This window comes from Levilactobacillus parabrevis ATCC 53295 (assembly GCF_001434055.1).
Taxonomy (GTDB): Bacteria; Bacillota; Bacilli; order Lactobacillales; family Lactobacillaceae; genus Levilactobacillus; species Levilactobacillus parabrevis.
The window spans coordinates 1-22,981 of record NZ_AZCZ01000040.1; the positions used below are offsets into that span (position 1 = coordinate 1).

The 22,981-nt window shown below is 49.9% G+C and carries 18 protein-coding genes, 1 pseudogene and 1 other annotated feature; of the genes and pseudogenes, 12 read left to right on the forward strand and 7 right to left on the reverse strand.

Features of this window, described 5'->3' with window-relative positions; all coding sequences use genetic code 11:
- A pseudogene (locus FD07_RS10075) lies at nt 1-742 on the reverse strand (RNA-guided endonuclease TnpB family protein); the annotation flags it as partial.
- Nucleotides 743-943: 201 nt separating this feature from the next.
- Between FD07_RS10075 and FD07_RS10080 the strand changes: the two are divergent.
- Nucleotides 944-1,669 carry a hypothetical protein gene (locus FD07_RS10080; RefSeq protein WP_155823032.1) on the forward strand — a complete coding sequence of 242 codons (726 nt, stop codon included), beginning with the start codon at nt 944-946 and terminating at the stop codon, nt 1,667-1,669.
- Between the two features lie 139 nt (nt 1,670-1,808).
- Here FD07_RS10080 and FD07_RS10085 read toward each other — a convergent pair whose 3' ends face one another.
- Together FD07_RS10085 and FD07_RS10090 are read right to left on the reverse strand one after the other, a co-directional pair.
- On the reverse strand, nt 1,809-3,527 hold the full coding sequence (locus tag FD07_RS10085; protein ID WP_020088741.1) for an aryl-sulfate sulfotransferase: 1,719 nt from the start codon (nt 3,525-3,527) through the stop codon (nt 1,809-1,811).
- A 756-nt stretch (nt 3,528-4,283) separates the two neighbouring features.
- Nucleotides 4,284-5,999 (reverse strand): aryl-sulfate sulfotransferase, encoded by a 1,716-nt coding sequence (locus tag FD07_RS10090; protein WP_020088742.1) that lies wholly within the window; start codon nt 5,997-5,999, stop codon nt 4,284-4,286.
- Between the two features lie 230 nt (nt 6,000-6,229).
- Between FD07_RS10090 and FD07_RS10095 the strand changes: the two genes are divergently transcribed.
- The 4 genes from FD07_RS10095 to FD07_RS10110 all read left to right on the forward strand — a co-directional run bounded on the left by FD07_RS10095 (nt 6,230) and on the right by FD07_RS10110 (nt 10,132).
- Entirely contained in the window at nt 6,230-6,964 is a 735-nt protein-coding gene (locus FD07_RS10095; protein ID WP_020088743.1) for a DUF975 family protein, read from the forward strand.
- A gap of 945 nt (nt 6,965-7,909) precedes the next feature.
- Nucleotides 7,910-8,284, forward strand: coding sequence for a GntR family transcriptional regulator (locus FD07_RS10100; RefSeq protein ID WP_020088744.1), 375 nt, complete (start codon nt 7,910-7,912; stop codon nt 8,282-8,284).
- On the forward strand, nt 8,281-9,174 hold the full coding sequence (locus tag FD07_RS10105) for an ATP-binding cassette domain-containing protein (protein ID WP_020088745.1): 894 nt from the start codon (nt 8,281-8,283) through the stop codon (nt 9,172-9,174). Before FD07_RS10100 ends, FD07_RS10105 begins: the two co-directional genes overlap by 4 nt.
- 16 nt (nt 9,175-9,190) lie before the next feature.
- Entirely contained in the window at nt 9,191-10,132 is a 942-nt protein-coding gene (locus FD07_RS10110; RefSeq protein ID WP_020088746.1) for an ABC transporter permease, read from the forward strand.
- 355 nt (nt 10,133-10,487) lie between these two features.
- Here the strand turns inward: FD07_RS10110 and FD07_RS10115 are convergent, their stop codons facing one another.
- The 3 genes from FD07_RS10115 to FD07_RS10125 are packed head-to-tail and all read right to left on the reverse strand — an operon-like array spanning nt 10,488 to nt 12,781.
- Entirely contained in the window at nt 10,488-10,838 is a 351-nt protein-coding gene (locus tag FD07_RS10115) for a DUF2200 domain-containing protein (RefSeq protein WP_020088747.1), read from the reverse strand.
- Nucleotides 10,839-10,851: 13 nt separating this feature from the next.
- Nucleotides 10,852-12,318, reverse strand: coding sequence for a PH domain-containing protein (locus FD07_RS10120; RefSeq protein ID WP_020088748.1), 1,467 nt, complete (start codon nt 12,316-12,318; stop codon nt 10,852-10,854).
- The gene (locus FD07_RS10125) at nt 12,305-12,781 is read right to left on the reverse strand and encodes a PH domain-containing protein (RefSeq protein WP_020088749.1); all 477 of its coding nucleotides are present in this window, start codon (nt 12,779-12,781) and stop codon (nt 12,305-12,307) included. The genes FD07_RS10120 and FD07_RS10125 overlap by 14 nt, the downstream gene beginning before the upstream one ends.
- Before the next feature lie 862 nt (nt 12,782-13,643).
- Between FD07_RS10125 and FD07_RS10130 the strand changes: the two genes are divergently transcribed.
- The 5 genes from FD07_RS10130 (at nt 13,644) to FD07_RS10155 (ending at nt 19,085) form a co-directional block, all read left to right on the forward strand.
- Nucleotides 13,644-14,084 (forward strand): nucleoside 2-deoxyribosyltransferase, encoded by a 441-nt coding sequence (locus tag FD07_RS10130; protein WP_020088750.1) that lies wholly within the window; start codon nt 13,644-13,646, stop codon nt 14,082-14,084.
- Nucleotides 14,085-14,860: 776 nt separating this feature from the next.
- Nucleotides 14,861-16,267 carry a cytosine permease gene (locus tag FD07_RS10140; protein WP_020088752.1) on the forward strand — a complete coding sequence of 469 codons (1,407 nt, stop codon included), beginning with the start codon at nt 14,861-14,863 and terminating at the stop codon, nt 16,265-16,267.
- A gap of 346 nt (nt 16,268-16,613) precedes the next feature.
- A complete protein-coding gene (locus FD07_RS10145; RefSeq protein ID WP_020088753.1) occupies nt 16,614-16,856 on the forward strand; it encodes a hypothetical protein in 243 nt (80 codons plus the stop codon).
- Nucleotides 16,857-16,958: 102 nt separating this feature from the next.
- Nucleotides 16,959-18,455, forward strand: a complete 1,497-nt coding sequence (locus FD07_RS10150; RefSeq protein WP_235804797.1) for a helix-turn-helix domain-containing protein — start codon at nt 16,959-16,961, stop codon at nt 18,453-18,455.
- 261 nt (nt 18,456-18,716) lie between these two features.
- Nucleotides 18,717-19,085 carry a MarR family winged helix-turn-helix transcriptional regulator gene (locus tag FD07_RS10155; RefSeq protein ID WP_020088755.1) on the forward strand — a complete coding sequence of 123 codons (369 nt, stop codon included), beginning with the start codon at nt 18,717-18,719 and terminating at the stop codon, nt 19,083-19,085.
- A 58-nt stretch (nt 19,086-19,143) separates the two neighbouring features.
- Here FD07_RS10155 and FD07_RS10160 read toward each other — a convergent pair whose 3' ends face one another.
- The gene (locus tag FD07_RS10160; RefSeq protein WP_020088756.1) at nt 19,144-19,374 is read right to left on the reverse strand and encodes a hypothetical protein; all 231 of its coding nucleotides are present in this window, start codon (nt 19,372-19,374) and stop codon (nt 19,144-19,146) included.
- Between the two features lie 204 nt (nt 19,375-19,578).
- On the opposite strand from FD07_RS10160, the gene FD07_RS10165 reads away from it, so the two are divergent.
- Nucleotides 19,579-20,949: an Nramp family divalent metal transporter gene (locus FD07_RS10165; protein WP_020088757.1), complete on the forward strand. Its 1,371-nt coding sequence runs from the start codon at nt 19,579-19,581 to the stop codon at nt 20,947-20,949.
- 78 nt (nt 20,950-21,027) lie between these two features.
- Nucleotides 21,028-21,225 (forward strand) — a binding site (T-box leader).
- Nucleotides 21,226-21,280: 55 nt separating this feature from the next.
- Nucleotides 21,281-22,540: a tyrosine--tRNA ligase gene (gene tyrS, locus FD07_RS10170; protein WP_020088758.1), complete on the forward strand. Its 1,260-nt coding sequence runs from the start codon at nt 21,281-21,283 to the stop codon at nt 22,538-22,540.
- Nucleotides 22,541-22,981: the final 441 nt, after the last annotated feature.

Genomic DNA, 22,981 nt, shown 5'->3' on the forward strand with positions numbered 1-22,981 from the left:
CTTTACTTTGCAGTTGTCGACGAATCTCTAGGAACTTCTTCCGCCTATGTAAGATCTTTTGACCATCAAAAAATAACGTCCTTCCTTCATTGTCAAAGGCAGTCGCTAGGAAGCGTAACCCGCGGTCAATACCTACAATTTGAGGACTATCCTTGGAATCGAAATCATTAACTTTCTTTGTGATACCGATATGCAAAAACCACTTGCCCCGGCTATAGACCAACTTAGCAGTACCCAGCTTCCAGTCACCAGTAAAGTACTTTTCAAATCCTTTGTTAGTGAATGCCAACTTTGTTCGTTTACTCAGAGTGGTTATAGAGATTTGTTGCATGTCATCTACAAAAGAATAGTTGCTCTGACGAACCAAGTCTGCTTGTGGCTGACGAAATTGAATAGGTTTCACCAACCAGTTCAGGTCTCTAGGAACTTGAACCCATTTGTTTTCTTCGTTCTTGTAGCGATAAGAATGTTGCCTCATTTGTTCTCTAACGGTCTTATAGCGAGCCGAGACCGTCCGAAAAACAGATTGAATCATCTGGCTATTGAGTTCTGATTCCTGTCTAAATATTTTGTACAGATGGTAGTTGACTTTTAACCAACTTAACTGAAAGTCGTGGTCAAAGATCCACTGACTGACAACGTTAGCTAACCGCTGGTATTCCTTGCTCATTGCTAGAAATCGTTCTGCTTGATCAGTGTCCGGATAGAGTCTCAGTTTGATTGTTCGCCTTAATTTAACCAATGGATACCTCCTCTGTAAACTGAGTTAAGTATACCATGTTCAGTCTCATTTAGGGGAACATACGTTTCGAAAAAGATTATTAAATTCTGGCATTCATCCCTTTTATTAAAATTGCAGGTTTTCTGCTTAGCTTTTAATAAAAGGGATTAGTTAATGCCATCATGTGGTTAACCAGATAATTGTTTTCGGGGAGTGTTTAGGTTGCGGTTAAGAGCATGTTTGAAGTTGGGATTAACGGTGATGGCGTTTGGGTTGGTTAGTTTGGGTGCGGGAGTCACGGCCCAGGCGAAGACGAAAAATGTCATTGATCACAAGGATTGCGTGGCGACCAACAAAATTTTTAAGGCGCAGGGGTTCGAGCTATCCGTACTTCGGGTTCCTAAGAATGGCGAAATCTATGTCGCGGCGTTTACTAAGAAGCAGGCCGGCAAGCGCTATGAATTTGTCGCGGGCGAACAGCCGGCTGGCAACGCTGTTAAGGTGAATATGATCGTCTATCAAGGCAAAAAGGTCGTGTCGCGGAAGTCATCACTTTGGGGACACGTCGGCGGCAAGTACTACAAGGACCTGGTCAGCCAAAACAACCAGAATGAGACTTACATGATTGCGTCAAAGACGAAGACATGGTCGCTCAAGATTTTGCCGCCGCACAATAAGGTGGTAACGGCGACTGCGCAACAGTTAATGGGGAGCGCCGCCATGCGGGCCGATATAGCCTTCAATCGCAATAGCTTGGAATACCACGCCGATCTCGCCGCTAACCAGGGGAAGAATCTGTTGGTGTTGAATCAGCAAGATGACAAAGCATACTGGCAAGGCAAAAAAATTCTGAAAAAATATAAGGCGTACGCTAATTATTCGAAGAAGACGAAGAAGATGTATCAGCGGCTCCAAAGGAATGTGGCCTATTTGGAAAACATCTCTTAGCCGTCTCAAATCCGACGGTAAATTAAAATGGATTTATTTCAAAAAATCACCCCTCCAATTTTTACTTTGGAAGGGTGATTTTAACGTGGATTCATAGGGATAGTTATGGGCAAATTAGGCCTATTTGTTACTGAATAGCCTATTTAGTCTGAATGTCCTGCAAACTCAGGTTAGCCGATCCCGGATACAGTGTCATCCGTTGGGCCCGGTAGCTCCAGTCGCCGTGACGGAAGCCGGTTCGGTCGACATCGAAGACAATCTGCTTAGTCTTGCGGTTGACTTCCACGAACTCACTGCGTTTGCCGTGGTCCGCGTAACCGAAACCAATCAGCGTATTGCCCTTGCCAACGTCGTAGCTACTGCCGACAATGTTGGTGAAGTTACGTTTGCCCAACGTCCGACCGAAGCTCCACGTCTTGGTGACAGTTTTCTTCAGTTGATCGATGCTGACGATTTCGCCGGCCGACCACTGTTTAGACTGCTTGGTTTTGCCGCGAGTGACGGGGACATTGTTGTCGTAGAACTCCAAGTCGATCTTACTGCCGGTGTTTTTAGCCGTGTTGATCAACATGACCGCGTGTTGGCCCCCGTTGTAGCGGTAGTGCTTGGTCGTGGGCTTCAATAGGTATTTGTGATAACTCTGCGGCAGCTTTTCTGGTGCGGCCAGGATCCACTTGAGCTTGGTGGTCTTGTAGTTAATGGCCAACATCATATCCTGATTGCGCCCGGAAATGATGAGCTCGCCGTTCTTACGGTTATAGTACATAGAATTTTGGTGGAACCAGTCGATCTTGCCATCGGCGCGGTGGGTCCCGTTGTAGTTTTCGTAGGCCGACTTGGGTAGGATGCGTTTGAGGTCAATGACCTTCTTGATCTTTCCGGTGTTGCGGTCGACCTCGATCATGGTATCCTCGACGAACTTCTTACTCCCATCGTCCACCGTCAACAGGAAGTTGTGGTTCGGTAGCTCGATGGCGTCATGGTGAATCACGGTGTTATTAGCCAGCTTGGACGGGTCATCCTTGGATGGGAAGAGGCCGTTCATGTTGTACTGGTGGTAAACGCGTCCATAAAAGTCGGTCTCCTGAAGCGCGTTCGATTTAGAGTCGCTGGTCTTCACCTTGGTGTTGAGCAGCAGGTGCTTGTTGGCGAGCTGCTTGAATACGTGGGAAATTGGTTTAGTCGAGTACCAACGAACCTGACCTTTGGCGTCCAGTCCGTAGGTGTAGCCGAGACTGCTGACGGCAAAGGTTAATTTGGTATTGCCGTGTCCCAGCGCCATTTGCTTAGGTTTGCTGGTCTTCAACGTATTCTTGCCAATTGCCTTGGGTGCCGCCGTTGTCTTCATCGTGTAAGTTGTTCGCGTGGTCGTTCCATTCTTACGCGTAAAGGTCAACGTGACGCGATTGGTTCGGTCGGCGTAGAGGCCGAGCACACCGACTGCGTGTTGGGTCTTGTAACCCTTAAGGTGCTTGGTGATCGTCGTAGTGGGCGTATCCCCGTGGACGGTCAGGGTGACCTTAGTAGCCGCCTCAGTCTTGACCAGAATCAGGCCGGCGAGTGGGGAGGTCTTGTAGGGGTTCACAATGACCTTGGCATTGGTCGATCCGGCCTTGACCTGTTTCAAATCCTGACGGTAGGTCTTACTGAGTTTATTGGTACTGGTCGTATTCGCCGTGGAGAGGGCTGGGCGAATGTTGAGTTTAATCTGGTTGGTCGTCAGAATATCCTTCTTGGCGTAGCGTTGATGGACTAGCAGGTAGCGGCGGATATTGTGGCGTTCATGGTAGGCCGCGGCACCACCGACCACGATCAGTGCCAGTAGAACACCAATCGTGATTTTCCAAAGCTTCTTCATCGTATGTAACTCCTTTTCCTAAAGACTATCGCACGGATAGCAGTATTCCCAACCATTGTAGCAAGTCGTACTGGTTGCGGGCAAGTTAATATTTTAGACCAAAACTAGTTCATATGTCGCGTAAACGCTGTGCCTAAGCCGGCGATGGACCTACGAGTGGGTCAGCAAACTGGGCAAAAATCGTGTAGAAATTGTGGTGGCTTCGACTGGCCAATCAGGGGTGAATTTGAGCAACTATCAGCCCAAGAACCTAAAGGACTGAAAATCGTGAATAACTAGCCCTAACTGACAGAACCAGGCGCAGGGGACGAATGGACAGTGTCGACGGATTAACGGATAAGCAGGTGATGGGTTGAATCATTGTGCTGGCTTCTGGCTAACGGTATGGTTCTGTAACAGAAACGGGGAACGACTACCAGCAATGAGGCTGAGGCAGTCGTTCCCCGCGAGTGTTGAATTAATGATTAACTAGTTTGAATATTTGGCTAATAGAGATGTCAGAAAGATTGTTTAGCCGGAGGAGGCCAGGGATGCAGTCAGCTGTGACAACGGTGTTAGGCCGGGTGATTGTTTCTTCCCGGTCTTACAGCGTGGAACGGGTTTGGAAACTCGCATGAACTTGGCGAGGTTTCAAACCGAGCCGAAAGCCCGTACTTTGGCTGCAGGCGGTCCCCACAGCAGGCGGAATCCCTGGCAGCCGCAGACGATAACTTTCACCGTCTATTTAGCCCGCAATATGAAAGTTAGGTAAATAACTTAATCAAGGTCGAACGTGTAATTGCTTGGGAACAGTGTTTGCCGGTAAGCCCGGTAAACGTAGCCCTTGTCCGGAATGTTGTCGACGTGCAGGTTGAAGACCTGTTTGTCACCGGCTACTTCAATAACATTACTCCCGGTGCCGTTCTTGGCGTTCAGATACCCGAAGTCGATTAGGTGGTTGCCGTTGTTTAAACGTTGGCTATTCCCGATACGATCGGTGAAGTTATCCTTACCTAAGTGCTTGCCGTATGCCCAATTTTGCTTGATGGTCATGTGTTTTTCATTGATCGTGTACTGAACGGCCTGTGAGTACTTGCCGCTAGACTTCTTATCCCCGTTGGTGACGGCGTAGTTGTTGTCGTACAACAGGAGGTCTTTGGTGTTGGTGTTACCGTCGTGATCACTCAGCAGGTAGGCGGCGTGCTGGCCTCCGGTGATGGTCGTGCCCTTGGCTGCCTTCAAGACGAATGGCTGATAAGCTTTGGGCCAGTCCGTGGTTTTCTTCCCGGAGAAGAGCCACTTGATATTGCCCGTCTTGTAGTCCATCTTCATGACCAGATCTTGATGCCGGCTGGAAATAACTAAGCTCTTGTCAGTCTTGTCGTAGTACAGGGCGTTGTTGTGGAGCCAGTCAACCTTGCCATCGGTTCGCGTGGAGGAGTCGTACTTCTTCCACATGTTCTTCGGTAGGATACGTTTCATGTCGAGAACCTTCACGACTTTCCCCGTCTTGTGAGATAGTTCAACGATGGTGTCTTCGACGTATTTACTCCCGTCGGAAACGGTCGCCAGTAGGTTGTGGTTGGGCAGCTCGATAACGTCATGGTGAATCACGGTCGTTTCCTGTTTATTTTCGGATTTGGCCGTGGCCTTGACGTTCTCGGTGCTCTTGGTCTTATTGCTAATGTGGTATTGCTTGTAAACGCGTCCCAGATAGTCGGTCTCAATCAGGTCGTTGTAGACCATATGGGCGTTATCCTTCTTGTTCATCAGGATAATGTGGCCATTGCTGAGCTGTTTGTAAATGTGTTGGGCGTAGTTATCAGAGTACCAGCGGACAGCGCCATCGGCATCCACGGCAAATGGCCGTTGGGTGGAACGAATCATGAAGGTCATCTGGTTATTGCCGATCTTCATCTTAGTCTTATCATTCTTTGTGACGGTCAGTTTCAGATTAGCCAGGTTTTTTGCCAGAGCCTTAGTTTGAATGTAAATCGTCTTGGTCGTGACTTTCCCGGCCTTAGTTGTCAGGTGAATCTTGACCGTATTATTATCATCAGCATACAGGCCGACGATCGGCAAGGTGTGACGTGTCTTATAACCGGCTAGCGTGTTGGTCACGCTCGTCTTGTCGGTCTTGCCGACCACCGTGTAACTCACTTTAACGGCATCGTCCGTGGTAAAGAGGGCGATGGCCGAGAGCGGTGAGGTTCCGTATGGATTGAGTTTCACGTACATGTGGTCTGCGGAATAATCCCCCGAATTCAGTTTATCCCGTAGATCCTGGGTCGTGCTGGCCTGTTGATCTTTCAATGTGGAGACCAGATCACTCCCGATATTACTCTTGATCTTGGCCGTGGAAAGCAACGTCGCGTCCGTGACGCGTTTTGGTTGCTTGGGCGCATCAGCCTTTGAGGACTGTGCGCACCCGGTCAATGCTAGGACGACGAAGGCTGCCCCAATCAGCCAACCAAAGCGTCTGTGTTTTTTCAAAATGACACCACTTTCTCTATGTATTTGATGTGAAGTGGTAACAATATTCTGGTGAAACCACTTACACCTGCTTACAAAGTATAAACGGCGATTGTAATAGAAGTATAAGAAAGTTGTGAAAATTATGTGAAGTTCAGGCAGATTGCAGAAAAGTTCGTTTCTCTAAAACTAATGTGACAATTATGTTACAATGAAACAATCACAGGCAGTGAAAACGAGGAGGAGTTTACATGGATTCACAAGATCGCATTAATTTTAAATTAGGGGCCAAGAGCCAAATCTTGGATCATATCGGATTTTACATATTACTCTCAATTCTATGGATCGCATTGAATTGGATCGGTGGCATGGTCTATGAACGCAGCGCCAACGTTTTCACGCAAACTTTGGCGACTAATGGCGGAACGACCATCAGTGGTTTCTTTTCATTCGGTTGGCTATTGATTATTGCGGGATCAATGATGCGGGCGGGGACTCGTTTGACCATGATTGATATCGACCGGGGAACTGCCAAGTTGGATAATCCCATTCAACGAAGCTTCAAGTTGTTTGATAACGGCCGTTACTTCTTGGGCTGGATCTTCATCGGGATTCTGATCGCCATCTTCACGTTCCTGTGGAGCTTGCTGTTGATCGTACCGGGATTCATCAAGTCTTATTCCTATTCACAAGCATTCTTCCTGTACCGGGACGCAGTCGACAAGGGCGAAGAACTCTCACCATTACAGGCGATTACCAAGTCACGACACATGATGAATGGTAACAAGGCGTTCTTGTTCATCATGGACCTGAGTTTCATCGGCTGGTTCCTGTTGGTGATGATCACGTTTGGCTTAGCAGGCCTGTTCGTTCAACCTTACTATGACATGGCGCGGGCGAAGTTCTTTACGCAACTGGTCGTCCGCCACGACGAACCGCAAGCAACGGTTGCTGGCGACGATCACGACGATGACGGGATGGCGTAAACCAGCGCCTTGCCGGGTGCTGGCAATCGGCCGTGACGCTGTGGCTTAGGTTCTTTCGCCTACATCAGTTGGGGTCTACGCTGTGGGGCAACCTCTAGAGCCAAAGGGCGGTCTCTAGAGTCGATCGGAAGCCTCAAAAGTCGAGTCTACCAATCGTCTCGGGGTCTAAGCTAGCTAAGTACGCTAGCAAAGACCCCCGTCACTGCGTAGAACCCAACTGCCTCCGGCTACAGAACAAGTCTAGACGGTACCTTCAGAGTAAAAGCTGCTTACGTGCAGAAGGTCTATCGTTGTTGTCATGTTCAGGAGCGCTGCTGTTGGCGTTATTAATTTATAGCAGTATCATCACTAGGTCACCTGTGAGGCTCGGTGGTGATATGGTTAACGGAATAGTGGGGACTATTGCGTCATTGATTTCGGGGGATTTAAACATATCTTGTATCAGGACCAGCGAGCGAAGGCTTGGCTGGCCCTTTTGTGTCTCTGCAGTGAGTTAGTGGATTGAGATATAAGTTGGTGTGTTAGAACGGTACAGTAGTGTCTACCGGAGGGATGGTGAAAATGGATGCGGGTGGTTCGAAGCCATATTAGCCGTGAGAGTGGCACAAATAGGCTCAGCCGTGGGAATTATCTTGGTAGCGAGCTTTGCTGCCTAGATAATTGGTGACTTGGAAACTCGTTCCTTAGAGGTTCCAAGTCAAGCCGGGAGACCGCACTTTGGCTCCCGGCGTCCGCCCTAGCGTTCCAGCCTATTTGCGCCACCCGGTAAGGCGATGGTATCCTCCCTACTGCAGTCCCGGTCCATTTTCACCATCCCGGGAGGCATAATGTTCAGCCAGTCAAACCAGTGTTCACAATTAATTTTCAAACAAGGGGTTGTCATTTAAACTGTACTAGGTATAATAGTACACACAGAACACGTAGCCAAACCAAGGGGTGAAAAACATGCAAGTAAACGATCAATCCGGCTTGCCGTACTACGAGCAGTTGGTGTTACGCGTTAAGCAACAGATCGTCCAGGGCATCTTGCGACCGGGTGACCGGTTACCGTCCGTCAGAGAGATGGCGCGGCAGGAACAACTGAACCCGAACACGGTCAGCAAGGCTTACAAGCAGTTGGAAGCTCAACAAGTCATCACCACGGTCCACGGGAAGGGCACTTACGTCCGCGAGGCTCTCACACCGGCCGGCGACTCGGCACAAGTGATTGCCACGAAGAAACAACTCCTGACATTGTTGACGGAGATTCGGTACCTCGGTGTACCGTTGGACGAAGTTGTCGATTGGATCAAGGCGGCATATGAGGGGGTAGAGCAATGACGTTACAAGTTTCAGGATTAAGCAAACAAATTAGCGGTCGTGCAATCATTCAGGACATTAACTTTGAATGGGCACCCGGTGAAATCATCGGTTTAGTCGGTCGAAATGGTGTGGGGAAAACCACCCTATTTCGGACGATGATGAATCAATACGTACCAGAAGCTGGTCACGTGGCGATTGATGGCGAGGACATCCTCGATGTGCCTAGTCGCCAGGAACAGCTTTTCTTTATTGATACGCAGTATAACTTTTTAAGTACTTACCGGTTGTGGGAACTGCCTCGGTTCTTCGGGACGGTGTATCCCCGTTTCGACGGTGACCGCTTTACCAAATTAATCGCACAGTTCAAGTTAGATCCGAACAGTCAGTACCGGCGGCTCTCCAAGGGGATGCGGGCGTTAGTCAACCTGATTCTGGCGTTGACCTCGAATGCCACCTACATTATCTTGGACGAACCCTTTGACGGACTGGATGTCATCGTGCGGGAGAATATCGCAACGATGGTCATTGATGAGGTGGCTGACCAGCGGAAGGGCTTCCTGATTTCCTCACATGACCTGAATGAACTCGATGGTTTGAGTGACCGGGTCCTGTTGTTGAAGGACAGTCAACTGGTTCACGACTATAATCTGGAAGAAGTCCGTTCACGGGCCAAAAAGATTCAGTTGGTCTTAAACGATAAAGTGATTCCGGATGTGCTCAAGGCACACAGTCAGCTAATTCGGGTTTCCGGGCGAGTGTTAGTCGTGGTCATTACCGACTACACGCCGGCCATCGATCAAGAGTTAAAGGCGCTAAAGCCAGTCTTATTTGAAGAATTACCATTGACTCTGGAAGACCTGTTCCGCGCCAACTTAGCGCACGACACGGGTTACCAGCTGTTGAAGTAGGGGAGGAGACACAGACATGTTTAAGAATCGTTTGGACCAGTTGATTTGGCAACGTCATCGCAGAATGCTCTTTGCCGTCGGGGCGATGGCCCTGTTTGGTGTTGTGATGATCGCGCTGATTGCCCTCCACGATGTGACCAATGATCATTACAGTCGCAACCTGGTGAACGCCGTAACGATGCAACAGTGGGCGCCATACCGGGGAATCTACTTCTCTGGCTTTTCCGCCTGGCTGATGATTGCCGCTTGGTTGATTGGTTTAGAAATGATGCATCTTGATTTACGGGATAACTTTAACCAGTTCCTGTTCAGCAGTGGCTTCAGTCGGCAACGAATCTACTGGTCAAAAATCAAAGTGGCCTTTCTGATCATCTTATTTATTGATTGTGTCACGACGGCCGTACAGTATCTGATCTACTGGATTGGCACACCGAATGGTTATACTTGGCACATTGGTTGGCCAGGCGTTCTGTCGTCCTGGCTGTTCGGGCTGATGATCTCATTTGGCCTGTTCGCCATCAGTTGGTTTGCCTCCTTGATCATTGGCCAAGAAGGCCCACTAGTTGTGACCATCGCGGGCTTTACCTTTTCTTTAGGCGGATATAGCGCAATCGGTGGTAATATAGTGAGGAAGCTGACCCCGCTAACGGAAACGCAGATTATGTGGTGCGTCTTGACGTTCGCTGTCATTCTCGCGCTGGCACTGCTTATCTGGGGAGCAGCTCTGTATCAACGGCTTTCATTGGAACATAATGGTGAGTACTTAATGTTCCCGCACTTGCGGGTTCCGGTATACATCGTCTTTGTCATCTACGTCACGTTCTTCTTCAGTTGGACATCAGATGGGACTTCGTTCGTCCTGTCCCTTCTGTTTACGTTGTTATTCGGTTACGCCTGGTTATGGCGTCCCCGATTGGGAGAACAGTGGCATCAATGGCGTGAACGTAAACGTGGCTAGAGAGTAGGATTTAACGAAGGTAGTACCGGCGTGCCACGGCTTGGGGAAGTCGGTGAACGTCAAGGGGAGCGGCACAACGTTGGGGAACGATGTGGCGAAACAAAACGGGTTCCAACAACTGTTGTGGTTGTTGGTGCCCGTTTTTGGTTAATAGACATATTAAAAGACCATTCCCGGTTAAGTGGGGAATGGCCTTAATTGTGGTGGTGGGACAGGTTAAGAATCTCTATGGTTTAGCAAATTCGTGCGACTGTTTCGGCGTTTTTGACATTAGTAATCAGTAAGGGCCTAGGTTCCGGGGAACCCGGAACCACTAGCATAGTATGGGTACTGTCGAAAATGAATGTCGACATCATCAGTCCCGCAAAATCTTAGTCATGGCCTTTCCCCGAGCCAACTCGTCAATTAGCTTGTCGAGGTAGCGCAGGCGTTGCATAGTGGGGTCGGCGATCTCTTCAACGCGAACGCCACAAACAACGCCAGTGATTTTGGTGGCGTTGGGGTTGAAGCGGGGGGCGTTAGTCATAAAGGTGGCACAATCCACATTTGCGTCCAACTGGGCCTGCAGCGCAGGCGCATCGTAACCGGTCAGCCAGGTGATGATCTCATCGACTTCGGCGACAGTGCGTCCCTTCTTTTCGGCCTTCTGGACGTACAGCGGATAGACCCGCGCAAAGCTCATTTTGAAGATTCGAGGGGTGGTCATGGTGGGACTCCTTTCAGACGGTTTGCAGGTACCAGTCGTAGACGCGCTGGGCCTGCGTTGACTTCAGGTAACGTAGTTCAATTGCTTGGTTCTTGTTACCGTGACGTACGTTGACGATGAGGTGCATGAGACCGGTTCGTTTCATCCAGATGGACTGGTTCAGCCGAACCGATTGGATCATGTCAACGGGGAGGTAGTAGGTCTCCTTGGTCCACATGTGGCCAGTCTGTAGCGCCAGCATCCGCGGGGTGATCAAGCCACCACCCGTTTGGTGAGCGGCGAAGCGCCCCTGAAAGAAGGCGATGACTAGAATCAGAGCAAAGGCCCACATCCAGTGTGGTAGCAAGAAGCTGGCAAGGGCTACTGGGGCAATAACGATCAGTAAGGCGTTACGGATGAGATACCACTGCCGGCGGTCAGCAACGTTGAGATCACTAAGGTCTGGCGTATGATCCGGTAGCCAGTCCACAAATGGGGGCGCCACGTCATAGAGTTGTGACTGGGGCACGGCCGGGAGAATCACCAGGTCGTCATCGTCGTCCTTGGAAGCGGCCTTGGAGGCCAGCAAGACTTGGACCGTTTGGATGTGCAGCCATTGCCGGAAAACGTTTTGTTTGACCCGGATGGCCTGGATGCGTTTGAGCGGCGCGGTGATCGTGTTGCGTTGGAATAGCCCCTTTGCCGTCTTTAACTGGTCTCCCTGCAACGCGACGTCGAAGTGAAAGTAGCGGATGTAGGTCCATAGAAAGGCGCCGACCCAAGCAATAGCGACCACGGCTACAGCACCACCGATCAAGACGACTAATGCTAAATGCGTAGCGTCAGCAATCAGTGAATCGGTCCAACTACGCGGAACCTTGTTATAAATGGCTAACAGAATCAAAAGTAAGGGGATGAATCCCGTCGAGGTAACCGCAAACTTAAGCAGAGTGCGGTTGTTGATCCGATAATGGGCGGTTACTGGCGTGGTTGCGGGCAGTGGAAGCGGATCTGTTTCTGCAGTCTCCGAAGTTGCTGTAGCGGCCGTCGAATCGGTTGTCGCTGCGGCAGTTGCGCCTAAACGGTAGCCGTCGATGGTATCGGCAAGTGTCGTGGGAACAGCAGCGAGCCGCGCTTCGGGTTTGTTATCATCATGGCTAGCGGTTTCGATATAGAGTTCTTCTAACTTAAATGGCGCTAGGAAGAACCACTGCTTCCGTTGGACCGTTTGAATTCGTGAATAAGGAATGTGCTCGTGATGGCGAACAAACACCCCGGAGTTGACTTCGACGGCTGTCGGGGTAACCCGGTAGCTCAACGTGGCCCAGCGCGTGGCGGGCCAAATGATTATGACAAGGACAATTCCAGCCCAGCTTAGTGCAAACCAAAGGGGCTGGTTATACAGGGTGAGGACCAGAATGAAGAGAAACCAATATTCCTTGATTGAATTAGCAATATGCAGGAGTAGGCCCAGTGGATGGGTGCGTTTAGGCTTGATCATGGCGGGCCTCCCGCGCGAGCCGCATGATTTGATCGCGCAATGCTTCGGCTTCGTCGAGTTCCAGGCCTTCGATGCCGTGATCAGTAGACGCGGTGGCAATTGACACCTTGGTCAATTTTTGCCACTGCAGTAGCGGACCGGCGTTGAGCGTGACGTTTTGGACCCGGGCAATCGGAATGGCGACCCGTTTTTTAAAGATAAACCCGGACTGCATTTCAACGGCGACCGCGGAAATCTGGTAGCGCGTGAATCGGTAGCGGTAGGGGATGAGGCTCCCTTCGATGATGGGCTCGATAATAGTAATTGCCGCAAAGGTGGAGACCAGCCAGAAGGGCCAGCTCCAGTAGCGGTAGGTGAGCCAGATGAGACCAGTGATGACTACTAAGGCCGCAAAGCTACCCACCGCGCTGATTCCCCAGATGAGCTTGATGCGGTTGGGTAGGTGATGATTTTCAGATGACATAGATGTGTGAAACTCCTCTCCTGATATAACCAGTGTAGCAAGTCCCCCATCCCTTGACAACCATGGGGGTTAACTAATTACGCCTCCGGACTGGTGAAAATGGGCCGTGACGCTGAGGGCGGACGCCTAAAGCCAAAGAGCGGTCTTTAGGCTGAACTTCAAGCCGTGAGAACCACGTCTTAAAGTTCCCAATACGCTAACCGGCAAAGGGCGCCGCTAAGCGTATTCCCACAGCTGAGTCCGTTTTTACCAGCCCTGCGGCTCATGTGGTGTTAACCCGTGGTTGGCGGTTTGTCGAGTGGATTTCGATATGAAATTTTGGCGTGGTTGCTTCTTTGAGTTGATTTCATGGTTGGAAGTTAGCTTAGCCGGAGGAGGCCAGAGATGTAGTCAGCCGTGACGATGATGTTAGCCCGGGTGATTGGTTCTTCCCGGGGTTACATCATGGGATGTGTTTGGAAACTCGCAGAACCTTGCGAGGTTTCAAACCAAGCCGAAAGCCCGTACTGTGGCTGTAGGCGGTCCCCACAGCAGACGGAGACTCTGGCAGCCGCAGGCAACAATTTCAAACGTTCAGGAATTAATTGAAAAATTAGTTAGCACTGGCACAGCGGGTGGTTTACCGATTAACCCCAATCATTTTCGACAATTTGGGGTTTGACGGATGAACAGTCGGCCCGTATAATACTTTACAACAACCAAATAAGTCCTTTTAATTTAGTCCCGTGAGGCTGATAAAGGTACGGTAGAAGTCATTCGTGCGCCTAGGCACGAGTGAACCTAGCGGCTGGAATTCTTGCGGGATTCGGCCGCTTTTTTCATGCCGAGAGGGTTGAAATCGAATCGATGGAGGAATTTAGTTATGTCACAGATTTACGTTGCGAGTCCATTCTTTAGTCCAGAACAGGTCGACCGGGTGAAGCGCCTAGAGGCTGCCCTGGAAGCCAATCCAACGGTTAAAGATTTCTATTCACCACGGCTTCATCAAGATGCGGCCAATGAACAATTTACCAAGCCATGGGCCACGGAAATCTTCCACCGCGATATGGATCAAATTGCGGCGGCTGATGTAATCGTCACGGTCATCGACTTTGAGGCCAAGAACCTGGATTCCGGTACGGCCTACGAGTTAGGCGTGGCCACGATGAGTAACAAGCCAATCATTGCGCTGCAGGAAAAGGATGAAGCCGTCAACTTGATGGTCACCGAGAGTATGCACTGGTACAGCAAGAACGTCGATGACTTCAAGACTTACGACTTCAACACCCTACCAGCCGGCGAGTTCGTCGGCCAAATCCTCTAGTTTTCGGGTAGGTGAAGGTTACCGCCTGCGGCATCCTGGGATTCCGCCGCTGTGGGGACCGCCGTCAGCCAAAGGGCGGTCTGACGGCTCGGTTTGAAGACACAGAAAACGTGTCTTCAAACGCGTCCCATGGTGTAGGTTGACTGGAAAACGTCAACCAACGCCATCGCCACGGCTGGCTCCGTCCCAGGCTGCCTCCGGCTGAGATGTGATGATGACCATTCTAGCGGATTTAGCCAAGCAACTTAGCTAGCCGTTTGATGGGATGATAGCATGTCTTTGAACCGGCAAAGGTCGATTTCTGCAGCTGAGTTCATTTTCACCGGTCCTACGGCTCAGACAGTGTTAATCCGGGATAGAGAGACTAGTAGCTTGATGCGTCAAATTAAAGTTTAAACGTGATTGGTGATTATACCGATCACGATGTACATAGGCCGTCTGGATAATCTTCCAAAGTTGGCGAATGCTAGTAGAGTGGCAGAGAAGCTGCTAACAGTTTTGACGGCATTCTCGCAACGTAAGCCGGAGGAGGTCAAGGATGGAGCCGGCCGTGGCGGTGATATTAGCTGATGATTCACCAGCTGATATCACGGGACGAGCTTGGAAACTCACGATTTTTGTGAGGTTCCAAGTCGAGGTCCAAGACCGTACTTTGGCTTGGACCGGTCCCCACAGCAGGCGGAATCCTTGGCAGCCGCAGGCGACCAGTTATCACAATTTAATAGCTCCAAAGTCAAAACAGTTCACAGCATTCGAGAAGAGAAAGGTGAGGACGCATGGCACAAGAGATTAAAGCAACCGCAACAAAAGCACCTAAAGAATTCGGGAGAGTCGAGTCGATTCCTCGTGAGCACCGGCGGATGTCCAATTGGGACTTGTTCGCCACCTGGATCGGCGCTAACGCTAACAACGGAACCTGGTACATTGGTGGGGTCATTGCTGCCTGTGGGTTCCTGACAGCGTCGACTACGTTAGTCGTTGTGGGATTGATCTCTTACGCCTTACTGGCGGTGGCCAGTTACATGGGCTACCGTACAGGATTACCGGCGATGGCGCTGACCCGAGCTTCGTTTGGGTTACGCGGGAGCTTCATTCCGTCGGTTATCAACGTGATTCAGTTTATCGGGTGGGCCGCGGTCAATACATTTATCGCAGCAACTTCGATCAGCTACATCTTCGGGGAGCTCTTCGGTTGGCCACTGTATGGCAAGCCCGGTGGGACCTTCGGCTTGATCGTTGGGATTATTATCATGAGTGTCCTGCATTTATTGAGTATTTCGTTGGGCGAACGGTCGGTTCGATTGATTGAACGAATCGGGATTATCCTTGTCGTGATCTTCGTGTTGTGGGAATCGGTAGTTGTATTCCGGACGGTTTCCTTTAGTGAAATCGTTGGCTGGCAACCGCCCCACAATCTGCGGATGAGCTCCGGGGTGGCTGCCGACACTTTGGCAGCCTTCAACCTCGCGTGGGTCACGGCAGCGTCTGACTTTAGCCGTTTCACCAACAAGAAGTCGGCGGCGACCAAGGCCAGTTTCCTGGGTGCCAACTTCGGCCTGTTCTGGTTTGCCTTCATTGGGTTATTTGCCACGATTGGGACGGCGGTCTCACTGAACCATTTCGACCCGAACAACTCCGACCCTAGTACGGTGGCTGCCAAATTGGGGCTGGGTATCATCGCCTTACTGGTCATCGTGTTGACCAGCACCACGGCTAACGCGGTCAACCTGATGTCGGCCGGGTCCGCACTGACAAACATGACGCACCGGTTGTCACTGAACGTGAGTCTGTGGATTGTGACGCTGGCAGCAACGGCCGTCACCTTTATTCCGGTCTACCTCGCAAGTTTCCTGGACGTTTTCGAAACGTTTTTGGACGGGATCGGTATGTTTCTGGGACCGGAAATCGCCATCTTCCTGGTGGACTACTTTATCTTGAAAGGCAAGCAGTACAAACTGAGTGAATTCACCAAGGTTCACGGTGCCTACTGGTACGTCCATGGTGTCAACTGGATTGCCGTAGCAAGCTGGGGATTGGGAGTTGTCGCCTACTGGGGCTTGAAGCAGGTGCCAGTGATTGCCACGACAATTGGGGCAACTTTCATTGCGATGGCCATCACAGCCGTAATCTACTTCATCGGTATGCGGTTTACTCGAGTAGCGGCGCCAGCCAAAGCCTCATAGAACAGCATGGGGAAACGGATACATTCTGAAAACCTATTAATATAGAAGAAACTAACACGGTAATTCATGACGAGAGTGATTGAATTGCCGTGTTTTTGGCGTTTCGGGTCCATTTTCACTGGGCGTTAATGGCGTCAAAGCTAGTTGACGGTCGACACTGAACTTTGTGGGGTGTTTGTATTGGGAGAAAGGCGCTAGCTGGGTATCCTTAAGGCAGGCTCAGAGTGGAAATCTGACGTTAGGCCGGCGACAGTGCGCAGTCTAAATTGGCGAGTAACGAAGCAGGAGGTCCGTGAGTGGACGTGTTAGAATGAAGATGGAAGCTCAGTATAGGAGGGTGATCAGAATGATGCAAAAGATGCCGATTTTACCACTAGTTGACCGGTTGACGGCTGGTAAGAGTGTGACCTTGACCACAAGTGATGGGTTAAATGTCCTCATTCAACCAGAGGTGGCGGCAGGTAGATTGACGGGAAATTACGTCAGCAGTGCACTTCCTGGCATTCGCTACGACGATCCTCGGATTATCTTGAAGGAGACTTTGACGGAATTCGATGCCCGTAACGTAACCATTTCCAGTATCGATTAGAACGTTGACCCAGGCCATAGAGCATGGAAAATATTAATGGCGCAGAAACTCCCTGACTTTTTAGTGGTTAGGGGGCTTTCGTTTATGCCAGGTGAATGAGAAGTGAGAGAATTGAAGATCGACTTTGCGATGTTGACGGCCAAGGAGACGTTGAAGATTCGGCTGTTGACCTTTATCAATGATGAGAAACGACACTTTAGTTTGACAGAATTTGCTGAAATGACTAAGGTGAGCTATTCACGGGCCTACCACGTTTTGCTGAATCTCAGAGCGGACCTGGAGGTGTTGGACCGGCAAACGTTACTGACCAAGGATGACTTGGTGACGAGTGTCACGATGGATGACTATCGTCGTTGGCTCTACCGGCAGAGCATTCCGTATCAGGCGATGCTGGCGACGTTGCGGGAGGATTACCAGCAGACCAGTACCTTCTGTGCTGACCTGGGCATCAGTACGTCCACCTTCAACCGGCGCATGAAGGAAATGAAGCAACAGCTGGCCCAGTACGATTTGCAACTGACGGCCAATCCACTGCGGGTCGTGGGTAACGAAGCCCTGATCCAACTGCTTTATTTTATGCTGTTTAGCACGACACTGACGCCAGTGGCGGATCTGCCAAAGTTGTCGGCACGCATGCGGCCCATCCACGATCAGGTCATGACGACCTACGCCAACGGGGCCATTTATCAGGAGTCCATTAGTTTGACACAGCGAAAAGACCTGCTCGTCACGTTGGCGCTGTTACGTTTGGACCAGGGCCATCGCTATGCGCCACTGCGTTTTCCACTGGGGCATTTGACCGACCTGCGGGGATTAGCGGGGGCCTTACAGACGCGACTGGGGGATACGCCACAGGAGGCGCTGACGGAATTGGCCACGCTGGATTACCTGTTGACGAGCTCACCGTATTTTGTCCGAGCTCTACAACCCCAAGCGATGCAGCGAATCTATCTTGGTATCAAGCAACGTTTAGGCAGCTACGAGTTGGCCCCTGGCGTGCGGGAGTTGTCAGACTATGCGACCGGTCGCGATTGGTTTGCCAACTGGCTGTTCTCGCTCTGCCAGTTCATGTTGCTCTTCCGAGTGGATCCTTTGCTCCGACCGGAAATCACGGCCCTGTATAAGCCGACCGAGTCGTCGATGGCGGCCGCTGTAGCGTTAGCGAAGAGCATGGGGCGCCTCTACCCCGGTGAAGTGGCAGCTGCGGATGTCCGACTGGTGCAGAAACATCTGAGTAAATACACGAACGGCCTGAGCCTGACGGAGGCTAAGGTTGAGATTCTGGTGACTTACGATATGATCGGGGTGACCACGGATATTTTCAATCGGCTATTGAGTGGCGTCGTCCACCTCAGTCTGCTGACGGATCAGACGGTGATCGATGCGCGGAACCGGGACAATTACCTCGTCATCTACGGTGTCGATCCGTTGGCGGCGGGATTTGCTCAGCACAATCGCCTGGAGGCTTTCCACTGGGTCAAGGAGTTGGCTTACGGGGAAAATCTGGATCGCTTGATTCGAGTGCTGCGCCATCACGAGTTGTCGCTCTTTGCGTTGGACTTCAATAACCGGACGCACCCACTGGACGAGGATTCTTAATTCGTCAATCGGGGTGCTGAGGGACAAATATTTTGCTGAGTATGACTGATATCAGTGGGCTAGGAGATGTTTCTAGCCTGCTTTTTATTTATTCCGGTAGTCGTCGTACGGACAACTTATATGAGATTCGTGAAAATGGCTATCTTTTGGGGTCAAATTAGGATATATGGCGGACTAATTATGCGGCTGGATTGTTTCATAGTAGACAGTTAATGATATAATGAAAGCGGATACAATTATGCAGCAATTGGAGTTGAGAAAATGGTGAAGCATGAGCAATTGCAAAAGTTAACTGAGATCTACGGCTTAGTGACGCAGTGCTATAACCAATCGCTGACGGAGCTAAGTTTGAATTTGCCGCAGTGCCAGTTGCTGACGTACGTAGCCAGTGAAGAGTTATCGGTAGCGCAAGTGGCACAGAGACTAGGGTTTTCGGCAACGCGGACATCAAATCTCGTTGTTGATCTGTGCAAACGCGGTTACCTGAGCCAGCGGGTGGCAGCAAAGGACCGTCGTCGTCGGTACCTAACGCTGACGGTGCTGGGGCAGAAGAAGCTGGATTTGATTCAAGAGAAGCTGCCAGCAACGCTGGATTCGACGCTTCAGCAGTTGCAAAGTGGTATTAGTTAGCACGATTCCCACTGAAGGACATAAAAAGTGGCTGAAAAAACCGGTAGCTCCTGAGGAGTTACCGGTTTTTGGCTTGCGATTTAACGGCGGCGGTTGTGTGCCGACGGGTCCAAAGGTCAGCAACCAAGCCACTGATAACGACTGTGACTAGGCCAGCAGCGCCGAGGGTTCCTAGACCCACAGCAGTTGGCGTGATTTGCCATTTCACTAAAACTGCGAGGCCAGCAATTGTGAGGATGGCAATGAATAAAGGCGCTAATAATTCAATGAACATTTTTGTATGGGTCATTGGGATCACCACTTTCTGCAAAATGAAATATAAAAAATATTATGATGCAAACCCGTTGAAAACACAAGGAAAATTGGTATTTTTAGGGTTATCTATTTAATGGGTAATATAAAATTAAAGTTAGGGATAATTAAAAAATGCTTTACAATCTTTATGCTGTCAGTATAATGGGGAGATAGCAAAGAGATAGGGGAGTTGGAAAATATGACAGACAACGTTTCAACGAAGTCGACAAAGATGGCCGGCTACGCAAACGGACCGTCATTGGAAGAAGTTAACGGGACCGTATCGGTACCCAAGGAAAAAGGCTTTATTAGGAATTTAATGGCGTTCTCCGGACCAGGGGCATTAGTCGCTGTGGGTTACATGGACCCGGGAAACTGGGTAACCTCGATCGGTGGGGGTGCCAAGTATGGCTACTTACTGATGTCAGTGATCTTGATGTCGAGTTTAATCGCGATGTTACTACAATACATGGCGGCTAAACTGGGCATCGTGACGCAAATGGACCTCGCGCAAGCCACTCGTGCGCATACCAGCAAGCGGATTGGGGCCGTGCTGTGGGTCGTGACCGAGCTCGCTATTATGGCGACGGATATTGCCGAAGTTATTGGGGGCGCAATTGCCTTACAATTACTGTTCGGCGTGCCGCTGGTTCTCGGGGTGTCACTGACGGTATTTGACGTCTTGTTACTCTTATTGTTAACGAAATTAGGCTTCAGAAAGATCGAAGCTATCGTGATCTGCCTAATTACCGTGATTCTGGTGGTTTTCGCCTACGAAGTGGTCATTGCACAACCGAACATGGGCGCGGCCGTGGCGAACTTTATTCCACGGACGGAGATCGTCCACTCAGGTCAACTGACGATGGCCTTGGGAATTGTGGGGGCGACGGTGATGCCGCATAACCTCTACTTGCATTCATCAATCTCACAGACGCGGAAGTTCAACCGGGAAGATCCGGCCGAAATGCGTCGTGCCGTGAAGTTTACGACCTGGGATTCCAATATTCAGTTATTTGGTGCGTTCATTATCAACTGTTTGCTCCTCTTGTTGGGGGCAGCGATGTTCTTCGGTAAGGGCACGGATCAATTAGGAACGTTTGGTAACCTCTACGCCGCGTTACAGGATAACCACTTGGCTGGTGCAGTTGCGTCGCCATTGTTGTCCACGCTGTTTGCGGTTGCCCTGTTGGCTTCCGGACAGAACTCGACGATTACAGGGACGCTGACGGGACAGGTCATTATGGAAGGATTTATCAATTTAAAGATTCCGTTGTGGGTCCGGCGTCTCGTGACCCGGCTGATCTCAGTGGTACCCGTAATTATTTGTACGATTATCTATGGTGGTAATGAAGCCGCGCTGGATAGCCTGCTGGTCAATTCACAGGTCTTCTTGTCGATTGCACTGCCGTTTTCCATGATTCCATTGACAATCTTCACGTCCTCCAAGAAGATCATGGGGACGGAATACGTCAATAAGCGCTGGATTACGGTTCTGGCGCGGACGTGTACGATTGTTCTGACGTTGCTGAACATTCAGATCGTTTGGGAAAGTCTGACAAGTCTCTTTTAGGAAGTCACCGTGTCGCTAAGTCACCGTAAAGGTTGCGTGGTGTATTGACATTTGCCCGCCGTCCCGGTATCATCGACATCATAAGCAATGAATCAGTCCAGTAGTGGGTGCGGCTCCGGTCAAGAAATCTGACGGTGCTGGGAGTCAGGACGCCCGTAACCACGAATTACGCTGAGGAGCGGCCGAGAGATCGGCGGGTCATTCCGTTAAAGATGACGAGCGGTTGTCAATTGACAACAACTTGGGTGGTAACGCGGATTTCAATTCGTCCCTGATGGCATAGCGCCATTGGGGACTTTTTTATTGAGAGATTTATATAGGAGGAACGGAAATGTCAATTATTGATGAGTTAAAATGGCGTGGCGCGATTAACCAACAGACTGATGAAGCTGGCCTGGGCGAGTTGGTCAACGATAAGGCGGTCGGCTTGTACGTTGGGATCGACCCAACTGGGGATTCCATGCACATTGGTCACTTGATTCCCTTTATGATTCTGAAACGGTTCCAGTTAGCTGGTCACCGGCCTTACATCATTATCGGTGGGGCAACAGGTTCTATCGGTGACCCATCCGGGAAGAAATCGGAACGGGTGCTGCAGACGATGGACCAAGTTCGCCATAACCAAGACTGCTTGACCAAGCAAATGGAACACCTTTTCGGCCAAGACGGGACCTTTAAGATCGTGAACAACTACGACTGGTTGTCAAAAATCTCCCTATTAGACTTCTTGCGTGACTACGGGAAGCTCTTCAACGTGAATAACATGTTAAACAAGGAAGTTGTTGCTTCGCGGTTGGAAGTTGGGATTTCCTATACGGAATTCACTTACCAAATCCTGCAATCCATCGATTTCCTTCATTTATTCACGAAAGAAGACGTTCAGCTCCAAATTGGTGGTGCCGACCAGTGGGGGAACATCACGGCCGGAATTGACCTGATCCATAAGCTCAAGGGATCAGATGCCAAGGCATATGGGTTGACCATTCCATTACTCTTGAAGGAAGACGGGACTAAGTTTGGGAAGTCCGAAGGCGGCAATATCTGGCTTGACCCAGAAAAGACGTCACCATACGAGTTCTATCAATTCTGGTTCAACACGAATGACAAGGATGTTATCAAGTTACTGAAGTACTTTACCTTCCTGGACCAAGACCAGATCAAGGAATTGGAAACGGCAGTGGCAACGGAACCTAAGAAGCGGGAAGCTCAGATTCGCTTAGCCGAAGAAGTCACGGAATTCGTTCATGGCCATGACGCTGTAGTTGAAGCACAACACATTACCAAGGCACTGTTCTCTGGGGATGTTGCGGACTTGACGGCCAGTGAAATCGAACAAGGCTTCAAGAAGATGCCTTCCGTGACGGTTAGTGGTGACAAGAAGAACTTGGTAGAGTGGTTAGTTGACGATACTAAGATTGAATCTTCACGTCGACAAGCACGAGAAGACCTGACCAATGGGGCAATCCGGATTAATGGTGAAAAGATTACGGATACGGATGCTGAAGTTGACCCAAGTAGTGCCTTCGATGGCAAGTTTGTCATCGTTCGTCGTGGGAAAAAGCGGTACTTCTTAGTTCGAATCGCTAAATAGTTACGGGTTTTATGAAAGGCAGTCACTATTTTCGGTGACTGCCTTTTTTGACGCCAAAATAAAGACGAACGTGGTACTCGTTAAAAAGAAGAAACACACGGCCATCAGTTAACAATTCAGACGCTTTCAACTATAAGCTTTGCCTTTGGAAAAAGATGAATTTATTTTCAATATTTAGTTGACGGTGGGGTTCTCACTTGGTATAGTTATATACGTTGTCAACGCGAGTTACCAACTAGACCAATTCGAAAGATTGAAATTAGTTCTTGACAGTGATGATGACAAAATGTTATATTAATTGAGCTGTTGCATTTGGGACGGCAAATCAACGAGAAACGTTGTTAAATCAAACTTCTTGTTGACATCAAATCAGTAACATGATATGATGATTGAGCTGATTACTTCGGTAATTAGTTATGTAGACCTTTGAAAACTGAACAT